Origin of the sequence: Blautia sp. OF03-13 (genome assembly GCF_003460685.1) — a bacterium.
GTDB lineage: Bacteria > Bacillota > Clostridia > Lachnospirales > Lachnospiraceae > Fusicatenibacter > Fusicatenibacter saccharivorans.
Window position 1 is genome coordinate 1 of the sequence record NZ_QTVR01000020.1, and the last position, 17934, is coordinate 17934.

General features: G+C 51.5%; 11 protein-coding genes, 5 tRNA genes and 1 rRNA gene. 15 read left to right on the forward strand and 2 right to left on the reverse strand.

What is annotated here, in order from left to right; translation table 11 throughout:
• From DXA55_RS13565 to DXA55_RS13590, 6 genes are all read left to right on the forward strand, one after another.
• Nucleotides 1-92, forward strand: a 23S ribosomal RNA gene (locus DXA55_RS13565); the annotation flags it as partial.
• 82 nt (nt 93-174) lie between these two features.
• Nucleotides 175-246 (forward strand) — tRNA-Asn (locus DXA55_RS13570).
• A gap of 54 nt (nt 247-300) precedes the next feature.
• A tRNA-Glu gene (locus tag DXA55_RS13575) sits at nt 301-372 on the forward strand.
• Nucleotides 373-398: 26 nt separating this feature from the next.
• A tRNA-Thr gene (locus DXA55_RS13580) sits at nt 399-471 on the forward strand.
• A gap of 4 nt (nt 472-475) precedes the next feature.
• A tRNA-Ile gene (locus tag DXA55_RS13585) sits at nt 476-549 on the forward strand.
• A 34-nt stretch (nt 550-583) separates the two neighbouring features.
• A tRNA-Asp gene (locus DXA55_RS13590) sits at nt 584-657 on the forward strand.
• Nucleotides 658-777: 120 nt separating this feature from the next.
• On the opposite strand, the gene DXA55_RS13595 is transcribed toward DXA55_RS13590, so the two are convergent.
• Nucleotides 778-1395 carry a flavodoxin family protein gene (locus tag DXA55_RS13595; RefSeq protein WP_022461984.1) on the reverse strand — a complete coding sequence of 206 codons (618 nt, stop codon included), beginning with the start codon at nt 1393-1395 and terminating at the stop codon, nt 778-780.
• A gap of 159 nt (nt 1396-1554) precedes the next feature.
• Between DXA55_RS13595 and DXA55_RS18135 the strand changes: the two genes are divergently transcribed.
• Both DXA55_RS18135 and DXA55_RS18140 read left to right on the forward strand, forming a co-directional pair.
• Nucleotides 1555-3786 (forward strand): family 78 glycoside hydrolase catalytic domain, encoded by a 2232-nt coding sequence (locus DXA55_RS18135; RefSeq protein WP_158565089.1) that lies wholly within the window; start codon nt 1555-1557, stop codon nt 3784-3786.
• Complete coding sequence (locus tag DXA55_RS18140) at nt 3726-4886, forward strand: alpha-L-rhamnosidase-related protein (protein ID WP_158565090.1); 1161 nt, start codon at nt 3726-3728, stop codon at nt 4884-4886. The genes DXA55_RS18135 and DXA55_RS18140 overlap by 61 nt, the downstream gene beginning before the upstream one ends.
• Before the next feature lie 104 nt (nt 4887-4990).
• Here the strand turns inward: DXA55_RS18140 and DXA55_RS13610 are convergent, their stop codons facing one another.
• Nucleotides 4991-5365, reverse strand: coding sequence for a metal-dependent transcriptional regulator (locus tag DXA55_RS13610; protein WP_055221737.1), 375 nt, complete (start codon nt 5363-5365; stop codon nt 4991-4993).
• Nucleotides 5366-5584: 219 nt separating this feature from the next.
• On the opposite strand from DXA55_RS13610, the gene DXA55_RS13615 reads away from it, so the two are divergent.
• The 7 genes from DXA55_RS13615 to DXA55_RS13645 all read left to right on the forward strand — a co-directional run bounded on the left by DXA55_RS13615 (nt 5585) and on the right by DXA55_RS13645 (nt 17918).
• Nucleotides 5585-6793 carry a serine hydrolase domain-containing protein gene (locus tag DXA55_RS13615; RefSeq protein ID WP_242998552.1) on the forward strand — a complete coding sequence of 403 codons (1209 nt, stop codon included), beginning with the start codon at nt 5585-5587 and terminating at the stop codon, nt 6791-6793.
• A gap of 332 nt (nt 6794-7125) precedes the next feature.
• Entirely contained in the window at nt 7126-7353 is a 228-nt protein-coding gene (locus tag DXA55_RS13620) for an HPr family phosphocarrier protein (RefSeq protein ID WP_147326098.1), read from the forward strand.
• Between the two features lie 186 nt (nt 7354-7539).
• Nucleotides 7540-10473, forward strand: a complete 2934-nt coding sequence (locus DXA55_RS13625) for a HelD family protein (RefSeq protein WP_117814448.1) — start codon at nt 7540-7542, stop codon at nt 10471-10473.
• Nucleotides 10467-10874 carry a hypothetical protein gene (locus DXA55_RS13630; RefSeq protein ID WP_158565091.1) on the forward strand — a complete coding sequence of 136 codons (408 nt, stop codon included), beginning with the start codon at nt 10467-10469 and terminating at the stop codon, nt 10872-10874. Before DXA55_RS13625 ends, DXA55_RS13630 begins: the two co-directional genes overlap by 7 nt.
• Nucleotides 10875-10890: 16 nt before the next feature.
• Nucleotides 10891-13080, forward strand: coding sequence for a DNA topoisomerase III (locus tag DXA55_RS13635; RefSeq protein WP_022461978.1), 2190 nt, complete (start codon nt 10891-10893; stop codon nt 13078-13080).
• Nucleotides 13081-13256: 176 nt separating this feature from the next.
• A complete protein-coding gene (bglX, locus tag DXA55_RS13640) occupies nt 13257-15506 on the forward strand; it encodes a beta-glucosidase BglX (RefSeq protein WP_117814450.1) in 2250 nt (749 codons plus the stop codon).
• 162 nt (nt 15507-15668) lie between these two features.
• Nucleotides 15669-17918 (forward strand): glycoside hydrolase family 3 protein, encoded by a 2250-nt coding sequence (locus tag DXA55_RS13645; protein WP_117814451.1) that lies wholly within the window; start codon nt 15669-15671, stop codon nt 17916-17918.
• Nucleotides 17919-17934: the final 16 nt, after the last annotated feature.

Here is a 17934-nt window from a genome sequence, read left to right on the forward strand (position 1 = left end):
ACCCCTTGAAGACGACGAGGTAGATAGGGCAGGGGTGGAAGTGCCGTAAGGCATGGAGCTGACTGTTACTAATCGGTCGAGGGCTTGACCTGAATGGTTGTGTTCACAAGATGGAATGATAGATGTGTAGTGTATGCGGTTTTGAAGGTATATCAAATATCTTCAATTAAATAATCCTCGATAGCTCAATGGTAGAGCATTCGGCTGTTAACCGAAGGGTTGTTGGTTCGAGCCCAACTCGGGGAGTGAATGCGACCTGTAAGAGTTTCTTACAGGTCAGTTCTTTCAAAAAGTAAATATGGCTCCGTGGTCAAGCGGTTAAGACATCGCCCTTTCACGGCGGTAACACGGGTTCGATTCCCGTCGGAGTCACTGAATATAAAATATTTGTTATGTATGCCGATGTGGCTCAATTGGCAGAGCAGCTGATTTGTAATCAGCAGGTTATCGGTTCGAGTCCGATCATCGGCTCTTTGGACCTTTAGCTCAGTTGGTTAGAGCAACCGGCTCATAACCGGTCGGTCCCGGGTTCGAGTCCCTGAAGGTCCACTTTAGTTCCATATTTTATATTCTGTATATGTCTGGCCCGGTGGCTCAGCTGGTTAGAGCGCCGCCCTGTCACGGCGGAGGTCGTCGGTTCGATCCCGATCCGGGTCGCTTTAAAAAGTCTGCGGAAGCAGGCTTTTTTCGTGTATAAAATTTCTTCCAGCTATAAAAGATGCCGTATTCCAGACATAGAAAAAAGTCTGAAAGACGGCATCTTGCTTAACAGATAAATTAACGGATAAAGTTTGTGCCGACGCGCGGTTCCTTTTCCGGAAGACCAAAGGATTCTTTTCCGAGCTGGATGCTCTTCATCAGAAAACTCATATTCCGTGCAAGGGTACGCATGATCTGCAGGCCTTCGAGATCTTGCTGTGCCTCGTCCGCATTATTTCCATGGATACTGTTCCAATACTGGCCGGAAGCAACCGGCATGCCGGAGATGGTGAAGTATTTGTTCAGCTCATCAAAGGTAGCGGAAAGACCGCCGCGGCGTGCAGAGACAACCGAAGCGCCGACTTTCATGGTCTTGTCAAAGTGTGTGCTGTAGAACAGACGGTCAAGAAAAGCAATAAGTGTTGCATTTGCAGATGCATAATAAACCGGACTTCCGACAACAAGGCCGTCAGCCTCTTCAAATTTCGGAGCAACCTCATTTACCATATCGGAAAAAGCACATTTTCCGAGCTTGGAACAGGCACCGCAGGCAACACAGCCGCGGATATCTTTATTTCCGATATGTACGATTTCCGCCTCAATACCATTTTCTGTAAAGACTTTTTCCATTTCGTGCAGGGCAGTATAAGTGCTACCTTTTGCGTGAGGACTTCCGTTGATTAATAATACTTTCATTTGATGGTACCTCTCTTTCGTAATTTCCTTTATTATAACACCGGAAAAGATGCAAATAAAGACGCTTTTTTGGGCAAAAACTGATCTTAACAGAAATAGCTGCTGGACGGTATAATACAATCAGCAAAGAAGGCAAAACTTGCAATGGGAGGTTACCAAATGAAGATAGAGAGAATTCTGATTGAAGATCAGATGGCACCGATCGGGCTGGATGAGAAAAAACCGGCATTTTCCTGGCTGCTGACGGCAGAAGAAGGAGAACAGAATCTGATGCAGAGCGCATGCCGGATCGTTGTGCGCACCGGAGAAGATACTGTGTGGGACAGCGGAAAAATGGAAACCGGCGTATCAACAGGGATTGGTTATGAAGGAGAAGCACTGCAGCCCTGTACCAAATATGAGGTAAAAGCAGAGGTGTGGGATAACCACGGCGGAAAAGCAGAAGCAGAAAGTTCCTTCGAGACAGGCCTTATGGATTCTTTGTATGCAGCATGGGAGGGAGCTGAGTGGATCGGCGCACCGCATGCGACGGTATGCGCGGAAAACCGCGGTGTTTTTACGATCGAGAGTGAATTTCGGATGGAAGGCGGGAAGGGAGAAGCGGGTATCGTCTTTGGAGCCAATGACTTCCGTCTGAACGATCATACGAAAAATGAGCTTGGCATGGAAGGGGAGAACTATATCCGTTATGCTGTGTGCCTTGAGGATGGAGATGCACGCCTCGCAATTTACCGCGTGGGCTATGCGCCGGAGGATACAGCGGAAAAACCGTTTGCCGTTACAAAACTGGTCAACTGGAAAGAGAAAACACAGGAAATCCTGACACCAGAGAATGCCGATGCCTTTCATAAGCTGACCGTAGAGGTTGACGGCAATGTGGCATACGCCTATGTCGACGGCATTCTCGTGGATGCCATTGAAGAGCATGGATTTTTTGGAACGAAAGTATCAGGCCGCCAGCTGAATCCGAGAGGAAATAACGATGTGCTGCCGTATCCGAGACTGAATGAGATCGGATTTTATGCAGGAAAAGGGACGACAGGATATTTTAAGAATCTGACCGTAAGAAACGTAAGAAAACCATCCGCGGAAATTGTTCGTGAGACGCCGGAAGGACGGCTGGATGGGGGAAAAAGTATCTTTGCGGATCAGATTCCGGTGGAAAACGGATACTTTAAAGTAGAAGACAGCCAGATTACGGCAGATCCGTCCCATCATTCAATTCCAATGCTGCGGTCGTGTATTTCCTGCCAGAAAGAGAAAAAACTGGCATCGGCACGCCTTTATATTACTGCGCGCGGTATCTACGACTGCCGGATCAACGGACAGGAGATCACGGAAGATCTGCTGCGTCCGGGTCTGACACAGTATGACCACAGAATGAACTATCAGACATACGATATCACAGGGCTGATGAAACCGGGCCGAAACGGAATCGGCGTGGCGCTGGCATCGGGCTGGTGGAGCGAGGCACAGACCTTTGTGGTGAAGAACTTCAATTACTTTGGAGACAAGGAGAGTCTGCTTGCCAAGGTTGTCATGAAGTACGAGGACGGCAGCCGCGAGGTCTTTGGAACAAATACCGAGGATTGGAAGTATTTCGGAGAAGGTCCTTACCTGTTTTCCAGCTACTTTGCCGGAGAGCAGTACGATGCGCGCCGGGCAGAGGTTTACGAAACTTATTCTCTGCCGGAGTTTGATGACAGCACCTGGGAAAAGCCAGTTGTTGTGGATACCGTCATGATCGAAGAGTTCTGCACGATGCCGGGCTTTGGACGGTCCTGGCCGGCGGTTCATGAGCAGAAGCCGGAATATATCGGTGAGTACGATGCGCCGGTGCGGATTGTAGACCGGAGAACGGCAAAGACGAGAAAAGAGCTGTTCCCGGGTGTGTATCTCTACGATCTGGAACAGGAGATGGCCGGTGTACCGCGGATTACACTGCATGAGAAGGCGGGCACAAAGATCATCATCCGCTATGCGGAGGTGCTTTATCCGGATCTGCCGGAGTATGCCGGAAAAGAAGGCACGATGATGCTGGAAAATTACCGGGATGCGACGAGTACGGATGTTTATATCTGCCGCGGCGGGGAAGAGGTGTTCCAGCCGAAGTTTACCTTCCACGGCTACCGCTATATTGAGATCAGCGGTGTGGAGCATGCGCCGGAGCTGGAAGAAGTAGAGAGTCTTCAGTATTCTTCTGTGACGGAATTCCATGGAAGCCTTACGAGTAGCCATAAACTGCTGAATCGGTTTGCCGAGAATGTTTCCTGGTCACAGAAATGCAACTTTATCAACATTCCGACCGACTGCCGCAGAGAAATGAGCGCATGGGCTGGGCGGGCGATACGCATATTTTCTGCCATACGGCGCTCAACAACAGCAGCCTGAAGAAATTCTATGAGCGGAACCTGCAGGCGATGCGTGATCTGCAGACACCGGAAGGCCAGTACCCGGAGATTGCACCGGTGGGCGGCGGATTCGGCGGCATTACGTATGAGTGTGCGAGTATTTTTATGGCGTGGGAACTGTATGAGCAGTATGGGGATATCCGCACACTGGAGAAATTTTATCCTGGCATGCAGAAATATATGGACTATATGAAGGATAAGGGTCTGCCGGGAACGAAGGTAAATCCGGCGATCGGACCGCTTGGCGACTGGCTGGCACCGGAAGAGACGGATCTGCTGCTTTTATGGAATGCATTCTATTATAAAGAAGCCGATCTGATGAGCCGGATTGCCGGTGCGCTCGGAAGAACAGAGGAGCAGCATCAGTATGAGGCGCTTGCTGCGAAGGTGAAGAAATTCTGGAATGAGACATTTGTACTTCCGGATTCCGGAAAGACCTGCAATGCGGACGGAACGCTGTGTGATACGCAGTGCTCGTATGCAATTGCACTGTCTTATGGTGTGGCAGAAGACAGAAAGAGAATAGGAGAGCATCTGATCCGAAAGACGAGAGCGATCGGCCATACGGTCGGAACGGGATTCTTTGGAACGGGTATTCTGAACCAGATGCTGACCGAGCAGGGCGCTGTGGAGGATGCCTGGAAGATGATGCTGCAGACGGCATTCCCATCGTGGCTGTATCCGGTGACCCAGGGAGCGACGACGATCTGGGAGCACTGGGATTCCTACACGAAGGAAAAAGGCTTCGGCGGACAGAATGCGATGAACTCGTTCAATCATTATTCTCTCGGAAGCGTTCTTTCCTGGCTGTATCACACGGGACTTGGTATCCAGAGAGACGAGACAAAACCGGGTTATCAGCACATTCTGCTGAAACCGCAGCCGGGCCCGCTCGAGTTTATGAAAGGTTCCGTAAACAGCCCGTACGGCGTGATTTCTGCCGGATGGGAGCGGAAAGGTGACAAAATAGAGTATCAGGTTACGATTCCGGTCAATACAACGGCAACCCTGTTTAAAAACACGCAGGATCCGGCGGATACCGTGGAACTGGGAAGCGGAACGTATACTTTTATGCTGTAAAAAGAAAACCCGAAAGGCTCCGGCAAAGAAATGGGAGACTTTCGGGCGGAAAGAGAAACGCTGTCGGAGAGAAGAGAACTCCGGCAGCGTTTTCTTTGTCATGTTTATTTTTCGGCAGTCATGTGCAGATGACGTTTGATCGCTTCAAAGCTTTCCTGGCTGATGACATGCTCGATGCGGCAGGCATCTTCCGTGGCGGTCTGCTCATCAACACCAAGGCTCATCAGGCCGCGGGAGAGGAGCTGGTGGCGCTCATAGATCATCTCTGCGATCGCGCGTCCGCTGTCGGTCAGGTAGATGTAGCCTTCCGGCGTTACGCGGATCTGCTCTTTTTCTCTTAAGTTTTTCATGGCAACGCTGACACTTGATTTTTTAAAGCCAAGTTCTTCTGCAATATCAACACCGCGTACAACGGGTTTTTTCTGACTTAAGACTAAAATAGTTTCCAAATAATTTTCTGCGGATTCGTTCGTTTTCAGCAAGATGTTCACCTCGTTTTTCTAAATAGCTGAAGATTCATAAATATATATACATATAGAATAGCATATTTTTCAGAATAGGGCAATGATGGTTTTTGATGGTTTTTCTTAATTTCAGAAAAGTTGTAAGATTTCAGAAAAAAGACAATGAGGATAGAAGAAGAAAAGCAAGATAAAAGATGACAGGGGGCAAAAAGAGAGGTAAAATAGGAAAAAACAATGAAATTTAGATGGAGGTTAGAGCATACCATGGAACAGGTGATAAAGAAAAGACTGCAGCAGGTGATGGATGCGTCCGTTGCAAAAGGAGAGACACCGGGCTGTCTTCTGATGGTGATCAAAGACGGAGAAGAGCAGGTTTATCTGGAGAGCGGATATGCGGATATCGAAGCGAAAAAGCCGGTTTCCCGCGATAATATTTTCCGTCTCTACTCCATGAGCAAGCCGATTACCGCGACGGCCATGATGATTCTGGTAGAGCGCGGAATCGTCGATCTGGCGGATCCGGTCAGCAAGTATCTGCCGGGCTTCCGGAACCCGGTTGTATGTACAGCGGATGAGAAGATAGAAAAAGCGGAGCGGGAGATCCTTCTGGAGGATATTATGAATATGACATCCGGGCTGACGTACGGCGGAACGGATGAGACGGGACGGCAGACCGATGCACTTTTTCAGGAGGTGATCCACGGACTTAAGGAAGAAAACGGCGGAACGATCAGTACAGTAGAATTTGCAAACCGTCTTGGAAAAGTCCCGCTTCTGTATCAGCCGGGCCAGTCCTGGAGTTATGGAACGTCGGCGGATGTCGTAGGTGCGGTGATTGAGGTGGCAAGCGGCATGCGCTTTGGGGATTTTCTGAAAAAAGAAATTTTCGAGCCGCTCGGCATGAACGATACCGATTTCTGGGTTCCGGCAGAAAAGCAGGATCGTCTGGCGAAGGTGTATGACTGCAGGGAGGGACAGCCGTCTGTCCGTTATCTGGACAATAACCTTGGCATTCAGAACGATATGGCGTACCGCCCGGCATATGAGGCAGGCGGAGCAGGCCTTGCATCTACCATCGACGATTATGCGAAATTTACGCAGATGCTGCTGAACGGCGGCACCTACAACGGTGTACAGATTCTCCGTCCGGCGACGGTAAAATTTCTGGGAGGCCACACATTAAGCGCAGTACAGCAGGCAGGCTTTGATAACTGGATCGGCCTGGAAGGATTTTCCTACGGAAATCTGATGCGTGTTCTGGTAGATCCGACGCGTGCGGTAACGCTGGGAAGCAAGGGCGAGTTCGGCTGGGACGGCTGGCTTGGATGCTACATGGAAGTCGTGCCGGAGCAGAATATGACATTTCTGATGATGACCCAGAAAAAAGATGCCGGAACGTACACCCTGTCCCGGAAGATCCGAAATATTATTTTCAGCGAATAACTTTTCATGAGAGTGATTCTCAAGTAAGGCCTTCCGGCCCGTCAGATCAGACGAAAAAAGTGCCGGAAAAGAAACAACTTAACGAATCAGACGGAACATATGAGCAAATTGCTGTAAAACTACGTCGAATTTTGTCTAAAACGGATATTTGCAGTGAGACAGATGTATGCTATTTTAGTGTCAGTCGAAAATGAAGGCGATTTCATTACTACTTTCAGAAAAAACAGCAAAAAAGGAATATCGTGTAAGCTTTTGACCGATTTTGAAGGAAATAAAAGAAAGAATTCAAAATCATGAAAAAAAGACCAAAAAGCAGAAAGGATGCAGAAAATATGATTTCGTTACCGTTAAAGTTTGATGAAGTAGAGAGTGTAGAAGAATTTGTAAATATGGTGAAACGCCTGGATTACGACGTTGACGTAAAAATAGGACGATGCGTCTTTGATGCGAAATCCCTGATGAGTGTCCTGATGATCGCCGGAAACCCGGATGCGGTTGTGGAAGCCCATACGAACGATATCGAAGCATTTAAAAAGAAATTTAAGGATTACCTTCAGTAAGAAAAAAAGTCGGAAAGGCACTGTGTGTAAGATGCATGGTGTCTTTTTTGATGCACGAAAAAGCGGGTGAAGTATCTTGCCGGGGAGACGTGTGCATGGTAAAATAAAGTCTATTGGGATGGAAATAAGAGAATCAAAAGAACGGGCTGATGTAGAAGAAGTTTTTCGTAAAAAAGGAGGCACAAAGTGGAAGAAGAGAAACTGGAAAGAAGCATCAGAAAATCAGAGATTCCCGGACTTACGAGGGAAGAGGAGGAAGCACAGCTTGCGAAGGTGATCGGGATTGCCGAGCAGAATCTGGAACAGGCGAAGGCGGATATCCGGTCGGCGAATGAGGATCTGGCGGATCTGATGGAGACGTATGACGCAAAAGAGGCGGAAGGCCTGGCGCTCTGGAACAACGCGACGGCGAAGCTGAATGCGTACCAGCACGGCATGGCGCGGCTGGAAAAAGCGAGAAAGAAGCCGTATTTCGGGCGGATTGATTTTCAGGATCCGCGGCTTTCGTTTTTAGAGTCCTATTACATCGGGCGCGTCGGCATTTCCGATGAGAAGGCGGAACCGGTTGTGCTGGACTGGCGGGCGCCGATTTCCTCCGTCTATTATGAGAACAGCACCGGGCCGTGCAGCTATACGGTGAGTTCAGAGGGTACTTTTTCGATTGATCTGAAAAGAAAGCGGACGTATGAGATTGAAAATGACCATCTGAAAGACTTTTTTGATTCCGATGTGGTAGCGAACGATGAGCTGCTGACAAAGTATCTGGCGAAGAACAAAAAAGCGGTGCTCGGTGAGATCATTGCGACGATCCAGCAGGAGCAGAACCTCATTATCCGCAGATCCCCGAAGACGAATCTGATCGTACAGGGCGTGGCTGGTTCCGGAAAGACGACGGTGGCGATGCACCGGATTTCGTACATCCTCTATAATTACGAGGAGGACTTCCGGCCGGAGGATTTCTATATCATTGGAAGCAACCGCATTCTGCTGAACTACATTACCAGCGTTCTGCCGGAACTCGATGTGTACGGCATCCGTCAGATGACGATGGAGCAGCTTTTTATCCGGCTTCTGTACGAGGACTGGGACGAAGAAAAGTACACGGTACACACCATCGACCGCGCGGATGAGAAAAACAGCATAAAGGGCGGAAGCGGCTGGTTTTTCGATCTGGAAAATTTCTGCCGTACGTACGAGGCAGAGCAGATTCCGCGGGAGCCGGTGCGGCTGGAAAAAACGGGAACATTGCTTCTGGACGCCGAGTATATTGATAACTATTGCAGGGAGCAGTCCACACTTTCCATGGAAGGAAAGATGTGCATGCTGAACGAGATCCTGCTGGCAAAATTTGAGAACGAGGTTTCGGGAAAAGAAGTGACGTTTCCGGCGCGCGAAAAAAAGGCGCTGAAGCGGAAATACGAGAAATATTTTGGAGATGGAAAATGGCGGGGATCCATTTTTGATCTCTATTTACAGTTTCTGGAGCAGCAGGAGGAGAAAGGAAAAGCGGTGGAAGTGCCGGAAAACTCCTTTGATGTCTATGATCTGGCGGCGCTGGCATACCTCTATAAGCGGATCAAGGAAAACGATCCCGTGCGCGAGGCGAGCCATGTGGTCATCGACGAGGCGCAGGATTTCGGGATGATGGCGTACCAGGTGCTTCATTACTGTCTGCGTGACTGTACGTATACCATTATGGGAGATACGTCGCAGAATATCCATTTTTCCTACGGCCTGAACGACTGGGAGGAGCTGAAAAAGCTGATTCTGACCGGCACGTACGATGCGTTCGGCGTTCTGCGGAAGAGTTACCGGAATACGGTGGAGATCTCCGATTTTGCAAACGAGATTCTGCGGCATGGGGACTTTGCGATCTATCCGGTGGAGCCGGTGCTGCGGCACGGAACGGCGGTGCGGAAAGAAGCATTTGACGATGAAGAGGCGCTGCTCGCCGCGGGTGTTCAGACAATCAAGACATGGCAGGCGCAGGGATATGAGACGATTGCCGTTGTATGCCGGGATGAGGCAGAAGCGGCGGATACGGCGCGGAAGCTGAAACAATACGTGCCGGTTGTGGAGGAGGATCTCGAGACGGCAGAGTTCGGCGAGGGCGTGATGGTGCTCCCGGTGGCATATACGAAAGGTCTTGAGTTCGATGCGGTGCTGCTTCTTGATCCGACGGAAGAAAAATATCCTGAAAATGACGGGCAGGTGAAGCTGCTTTACGTGGCGGCGACGCGGGCACTGCATGAGCTGGCGGTGCTGTATACAGGAGAACTGACGGGAATCCTTGCCAAAGAAGCGCCGAAGGGCCGTCACAATCAGGAATTTGCCATGGAGACGCTGACGAAGGCGAAAGAGTATGAGAAGGTTTCGCTGACGCAGAAGGAGGTGCGTGAGGAGAACCGCGCGATCGGCATTCAGGAGATGGACGAGCGGAACAGCCATGGACCGAAACGGATTGTGATCAAGCCGGAGCAGAGGCCGGGAATGGCGCTTGGAAATACAAGCACGACCGGAACAGCGGTGATGGCAAAAGGCAGTACGGCAACGCGGAGGGCTGCGGTAGAAACGGGAGAAGAAATTGCCGCAAAGACAATGCAGCAGCGTGCACCGGAAGGGGTGTCATCTATTTTTGCTGGTGCGGCTTATCATGGAAAGGCAGGCGGCAAAGCGCCGGGAAGCAGACGGAGTGCAGGAACACAGGCAGGAATGCAATATGGAATGGGCACGGCCGGAGTGCAGAGTGCAAAAAGACCGGGCGGAGCAGGTATGGTACCAGGAGAAGCCGAGAAGACGGAGCGCCTGAATACCTCACCTTACGCTTTCGGTGCAATCCCGGAAAACGAGCTGCTGCGCATCAAGGGCCATTCGAAGATCAAGTGTGCGGTGAAATGGGCGAAGAAAGGAAAATCGGCGGTTGAGATTGCCAGCATGTACGGCATCTTACGCATCACCCCGATCGCGCCGGAGGTGATCCGCATCAGTTTCGTAAAGAGTGTGACCGCAAAAGTGCAGGACACGTACTGGAAGCCGAGGCAGACACCGCGTTTTCGTGGAGTGCGAAAGAATCGAAGACGGCGGTTCTGGTCGAGACGGAAAAGCTGCGCGTCATGGTAGAAAAAAAGGACGGCGCGGTGCAGTTCCTGACGCCGGACAACAAACCAATCCTTTCCGAGAAGCGTGACGAGCCGCGCATGATCGACGGCGGCATGACATGGACGTTCTTCGACTGGAGCGGTTCCGAAAAGCTGAAAGCAAAAGGCATTCTTTCGACCGAGTGGCTGGATCTGACCGCGAGGGCGCGCTACGTCTCTTTTGGCGGAAAGCAGGCGCGGATGCCGCTGCTTGTTTCGAACCGCGGCTACGGCATTGCGGCCGCCGCGTCCCGGACGGCACTGCTGTGCAATGTACGGACGTTTGGAACGTATCTTCACACCGCAGGGGACGGACAGATTGATTATTACTTCATTCTCGGAAAAGACCGGGAGGAAATTGTAAAACAGTATAAAGAGCTATAAAAGGAGCAGACATTTTATGAAAACTCTGGTAATTGCAGAAAAACCATCCGTGGCACGCGACATTGCGCGCGTACTGGGGTGCAGCAAAAAAGAAAACGGAGCGCTGGAGGGAAACAAGTATATCGTTACCTGGGCGCTCGGCCATCTGGTGACGTTAAAAGATCCGGAAGACTATGACAAAAAGTATAAGGAATGGAATATGGCAGTTCTGCCGATGATGCCGGAAAAACTGCAGATCAAGGTCATTCCGCAGACGGGAAAACAGTACCATGCGGTGACGACACAGCTTGCGCGGAAGGACGTGAATGAGATTGTCATTGCAACCGATGCCGGACGCGAGGGTGAGCTGGTGGCGCGGTGGATTCTCGACAAAGCACATAACCAGAAGCCGTGTAAGCGTCTCTGGATTTCCTCTGTGACGGACAAGGCGATCCGTGAGGGTTTTGCCAATCTGAAGGATGCGAAAGAGTACGACAATCTCTACCGCGCTGCCGTTTCCCGTGCCGAGGCGGACTGGCTCGTCGGCATCAATGCGACGCGAGCGCTGACCTGTAAATACAATGCACAGCTTTCCTGCGGCCGTGTGCAGACGCCGACACTTGCCATGATCGCACAGCGCGAGCAGGAAATCCGTGAATTTGTCCCGAAACCGTATTACACGGTGACGGCCGCGGCGGGCGGTGTGGTCTACACCTGGAAAGATGAAAAATCGGGCGGCACAAGAATCTCCGATCCGGAAAAGGCAAAGCAGATCGCAGAGAAGGCAAAACGGTATCCGCTTGTCTTACAGAACGTAGAAAAGAAGAAAAAGCAGAAAGAAGCGCCATTGCTCTACGATCTGACGGAGCTGCAGCGCGATGCGAGCGCACGGTTCGGCTATTCGGCAAAACAGACGCTGAATCTGATGCAGAGCCTCTATGAGACCCATAAAGTCCTTACGTATCCGCGGACAGATTCACGGTATCTGACGAAAGATATTGTGCCGACGTTAAAAGAGCGGCTGGATGCGGTCAGCATCGGCCCGTACAAAGCACTGGCCCAGCAGGCGAAGCGCAGTCCGCTGAACGGAAAGCTCTTCTTTGTCAATGATGCGAAGGTTTCCGATCACCATGCCATTATCCCGACGGAGCAGTACGTGCAGTTATCCGCACTCTCGAACGAGGAGCGCCGCATTTATGATCTTGTTGTGCGCCGCTTTCTTGCGGTACTGCTGCCGCCGTGTGTATATGAAGAGACGGTGATCCAGGCTTCCATCGAAAAGGAATGCTTTACTGCGCGCGGAAAGCGCATGGTCGAGAAAGGCTGGCAGGAGGCGTACGAGGATAACCGGTACGACGAAGAGGATGAGGCGAAAGAAGAGGTGCGGGAGCAGAATCTGCCGCTTCTGGAGGCAGGCATGAAGATCGGGCAGCCGAAGATCAGTCTCCGCGAAGGAAAGACAAAACCTCCGGCACGCTTCACGGAAGGCACGCTGCTCTCCGCGATGGAAAATCCGGTCCGCTACATGGAAAACCGCGACAGCAGCCTGGTAAAAACGATCGGTGAGGCGGGCGGCCTTGGAACGGTTGCGACCCGTGCGGATATCATCGAGAAGCTGTTCCGCAGCTTTCTGCTGGAGAAAAAAGGCAATGAGATCTATCTGACCTCGAAAGCACGCCAGCTTCTGAAGCTGGTTCCGGCGGATTTGAAAAAGCCGGAGCTGACGGCAAGCTGGGAGATGCAGTTAAACGACATTGCAAAGGGAAAGAAGCGGCGCGATGTGTTTATGGAGGAGATCCGCAGCTACACGGTGGAACTGATCGATGAGATCAAGACGGAAGAGGGAACGTTCCGCCACGACAACCTGACGAACAAGAAGTGCCCGAACTGCGGAAAACGGCTGCTTGCGGTGAATGGAAAGAACGCAAAACTGCTCGTCTGCCAGGACAGAGAGTGCGGCTACCGCGAGACGGTTTCCCGCACGACGAATGCGAGATGCCCGGTCTGCCATAAGCGCATGGAGATGATCGGAAAGGGCGAGGATGCGACGTTTGTCTGCGCCTGCGGCCACAAAGAGCGCATGACAAAATTCCAGGAGCGCCGCAAAAAAGAGGGCGGCGGCGTGACGAAGCGCGATGTGGCAGCTTATATGAAGAAACAGAAAAAAGAGGCCGAAGAGCCGGTGAACAATGCGTTTGCCGCGGCATTAAAAGGAATTAAATTATAAAAAAGGGAGCGAGTTCTGCCGAAAATCAAAAAACGGCGGAACCCGCTTCTTTTGTTAAAATCGTTGAGGAAAAGGTCAAAAAAAGTGATTGTTTTATGCAGAGTTATGCCGTAAAATAGAAACAAATGATATAAGAAACAGGAAAATTCTGAAAATAACAACAGGGAGGTTTTTCAATGAAACAGACGGATCTGGAAAAACTGCTGGCGGATATGTCGCTGAAAGAGAAAGTAGATCAGATGCTTCAGTTAAGCGGAGCATTTTACCTCGGGGATGAAAACAGCGTCCTGACCGGCCCGGCAAATGACATGGGAATCGGAAAAGAGGACCTGGAGATGGCCGGTTCCATTCTCGGTGCAGCCGGTGCCGATACGATGAAAAAACTGCAGGATGACTACATGGCAAAACAGCCGCATCACATCCCGATGCTGTTCATGATGGATGTCATTCACGGCATGAAGACCATTTTCCCGGCGCCGCTGGCGCAGGGAGCCACTTTTGATCCGGAGCTCTCCGGCGAGTGCGCGTCTGCAGCCGCAAAAGAAGCATCCGCGGCCGGACTTCACGTTACCTTTTCTCCGATGGTTGACCTTGTGCGCGATGCGAGATGGGGCCGCGTTGTGGAATCCACAGGCGAAGATCCGTACCTGAACAGCCGCTTTTCCGAGGCGATCGTAAAAGGCTTCCAGGGAGATGATTTAAAAACACCGGGAAAAGTTGCCTCCTGCATCAAACACTTTGCAGGCTACGGCGGAGCAGTCGCAGGAAGAGATTACAACACCGTAGAGCTCTCAGAGCATACCTTCCGTGAATTCTATCTTCCGGCATACAAAGCAGGCATCGATGCGGGCGCAGCGATGGTGATGACATCATTCAACACGATCAACGGCGTTCCGGCGAGCACCAACAAATGGCTGATGCGCGATATCCTGCGCGGCGAGATGGGATTTGACGGCGTGCTGATTTCTGACTTTGCAGCCATTCTGGAAACCGTTGCCCACAGAAGCTCGAAAGATGCCGCCGATGCAGCGAAAAAAGCGCTGGAGGCAGGCGTGGATATTGATATGATGACATCCGTTTACGCCGCAAACCTCTGCCGTCTCGTAGAAGAAGGTGAAGTGGACGAGCATCTGATTGACGAGTGCTGCCTGCGGATTCTGGAGCTGAAAAACAAACTGGGACTGTTTGAAAATCCATATAAAGATGCAGATGCCGAGAAAGAGAAAGCATACAACCTCTGCCCGGAGCACCGTGCACTGGCGAAAAAAGCAGCGGAGGAATCCTTCGTCCTGCTGAAAAACGACGGCGTACTGCCGCTTGACACTTCGAAAAAAATCGCATTTGTCGGCCCGTATACCAACAATCATGAAATCAAGAGCAGCTGGTCCTTCACCGGCGACAGCAAGGACTGCGTGACGATTCAGAAAGCAGCCGAGAAAGTCTTCGACGCATCACGCACCACGTATGCAGAAGGATGCCCGGTTATCGGAAACGATGTGGAGCTGATCGGATTTACCGAGACGACACCGAAAAAATACAGTGAGGAAGAGCTTGCTGCCATGGAGCAGAGCGCACTACAGGCAGCAAAAGAGGCCGATCTCGTGGTAATGCCGATGGGTGAGCATTATCTGCAGAGCGGCGAGGCGACCAGCCGTGCCATGATCGATGTGCCGGAAATCCAGATGGAGCTGTTCCACAAAGTGCTGGCCGTTAACCCGAATGTGGTTGTCGTTCTGTTCAACGGCCGCCCGCTGGATCTGCGGGAAATCAGCGCTAAAGCAAAAGCCATTCTCGAGGTATGGTTCCCGGGAACCGAGGGCGGAAGCGCTGTTGTGGATGTCCTGACCGGAAAGAAAAATCCGTCTGGCAAGCTGCCGATGAGCTTCCCATACTGCGTGGGCCAGGCACCGGTCAGCTACAACGAGTATTCCACCGGAAGACCGAATCTGCCGGGCATGAAAGAGCGGTTCCGTTCCAAATATCTTGACATTCCGAATGCACCGCTGTATCCGTTCGGCTATGGTCTTTCCTACACGACATTTGCCGTTTCGGATGTCGTGCTTGACCAGAACGAGATGGATAAGAATGGCAGAATTGCAGCAAAAGTAACCGTGAAGAATACCGGTGATGCTGCAGGCTGCGAGGTTGTTCAGCTGTACATCCGCGATGATTATTCCGATGTGGTTCGTCCGGTGAAAGAGCTGAAAGGTTTCCGGAAAGTAGAGCTTGCCCCGGGTGAGGAGCAGGAGGTTACGTTCTATATTACCGAAGAGGATCTGCGCTACTACCGGCTCGACGGAACCTTCGGCAGCGAGCCGGGTACCTTTACGGTGATGATCGGCAACAGCAGCACGACGGAAAACAGTGCAGTATTTACTTTAACACCAGTAGACAAGAAGTCCCCCGCTTCTAAAGCGGTGGGATGAATTGTTAAAAGAAACATAACGGCAGTGGCAGGCGGAGAGAAATCGGTATCCTCCACTGACATGAGGCAAATCACAGTCGAACTATTCTCGACATGTCAGACTCCGTGAAAATACCTACTGTGAGTTGAAACAAAATAAATTGGGAAAAGAAGGGTGAAATTTATGGAGAAAACAACGAAAAACGGAATCCACCGGATCCGCCAGGAGGGCGGAAAAACGATCGCCTGGGCAGAGGAGTCCGGAGTTAAGGTACTGGAAAAAGACGGGTATTACTTTAAAGACCTGGCAAAAACCGGCGAACTGCTGCCGTATGAGAACTGGCGCCTCTCCGATGAGGAGAGAGCCGCAGACCTTGCGGGCCGTCTTTCCATCGAGGAGATCGCTGGCCTTATGCTGTACTCACCGCACCAGGCCGTACCGCCGATGCCGGGCGGTCCGTTCCAGGGAACGTTTGACGGAAAAACGTATCTGGAATCCGGCAAAGAACCGTATGCGATTTCAGATCAGCAGAAAGAATTTCTGGAGGACGAGCATATCCGCCATATCCTGCTGACGAACGTGGAAAGCCCGGAGATTTCCGCAAAATGGAGCAATGAGCTGCAGAAACGGGCAGAGACACTGCCGTATGGTATTCCGATCAACCTCTCCTCTGATCCGCGGAATGGAGCAAAGGATTCTGGCGCAGAGTTCAAGAGCGGCGGAAACGAGATCAGCAAATGGCCGGAGGGTGTCGGCTTTGCAGCATGCTTTGACCCGGAAGTAGCCGGACAGTTTGCAAAGGATGCCTCCCGTGAGTACCGGGCACTCGGCATCACAACGGCACTCGGACCGCAGATCGACCTCTGCACCGAGCCGAGATGGATGCGCTTTGTCGATACGTTAGGCGAAGAAGTGGAGATGTCCAAAAAGCTTACCAAAGCGTACTGTGACGGTATGCAGACAACGGAAGGGGAAGCAGACGGCTGGGGAAAAGACAGCGTCAACACGATGGTCAAACACTGGCCGGGCGGCGGCACCGGAGAGGCCGGACGCGATGCACACTATGCATTCGGACAGTTTGCCGTTTATCCGACCGGAAATTTTGAGGAGCATTTAAAACCGTTTACCGAGGCAGCCTTCCACCTGGACGGACCGACCGACTGCGCATCCGCGGTTATGCCGTACTACACCGTATCCTACGGCGTGGACAAGAAAAACGGCAAGAACGTCGGAAACTCCTACAGCGAGTACCTGATCAAGGATCTGCTGCGCGGAAAATATGAATTTAAAGGCATTGTCTGCACCGACTGGGGCATCACCCAGGATCCGGAGAAGACGATTGAGGGATTTGGAAGCCGCTGCTACGGCGTGCAGGATATGACCGAGGCAGAACGGTGTCTGCTGGCGATCACAAACGGCGTTGACCAGTTCGGCGGAAACAGCGAGTCCGGTCCGATTGTCGAGGCGTATAAGATCGGCTGTGAGAAATACGGCGAGAAAGCGATGCGTGAGCGCATGGAGCTGTCCGCCAAACGTCTTCTGATCAACATTTTCCACTGCGGCTTGTTTGAGGACCCGTATCTTGATCCGGAAGAATCCGCAAAGATTGTAGGATGCGAAGAGTTCTGCCGCCATGGCTATGAGGCACAGCAGAAATCCATCGTCCTGCTGAAAAACAGTGCGAAACGCGCACCGGAAGGACAGAAGGGTGTGCTTCCGCTGAAGAAAGGTTTGAAGGTTTATATTCCGGAGAGAAAGATCGGACCGTCCAAAGCGTTCTTCCGCATCGATCTGCCGGCAAAAACCGAAGATCCGCTGCCGGATGGACTGCCGTCCAAGTACGGTACACGCGTATCATCACCGGAGGAGGCCGATGTGGCGCTGGTATTTGTCGAAAGCCCGGCATGCAACCCGTATTCCACCGAAGATCTTGCGAACGGCGGCAACGGCTATCTGCCGATTACACTGCAGTACCGCCCGTATACGGCGAAAAAAGCGCGTGAGGTGAGCATTGCCGGCGGTGATTTCCGCGAGAATTTCACGAACCGCAGCTATTTTGGAAAGACAAACACTGCCTACAACGAGGCTGATCTCGACAATATTCTCGAATGCCGCCGCGCGATGGGCGACAAGCCGGTGATCGTCTGCGCAACCGTCAACAACCCGATGGTGATGCATGAATTTGAAGCCGAAGCCGATGCGATCGTCGCAGAGTTCGGTGTTTCGAGAGCCGCTGTGCTCGACGTTGTCTTCGGCGGTTACAACCCGACCGGCCGTCTGCCGATCCAGATGCCGAAGGATATGGATGCGGTTGAGGAGCAGAGCGAGGACCGTGCGTTGGATATGGAAACCTATATTGACAGCGAAGGACATAACTATGACTACGGTTATGGCATGAATTACGAAGGCGTTCTTCCTGCATGGAAAAAGTAAAAGAATAACAGAAAAC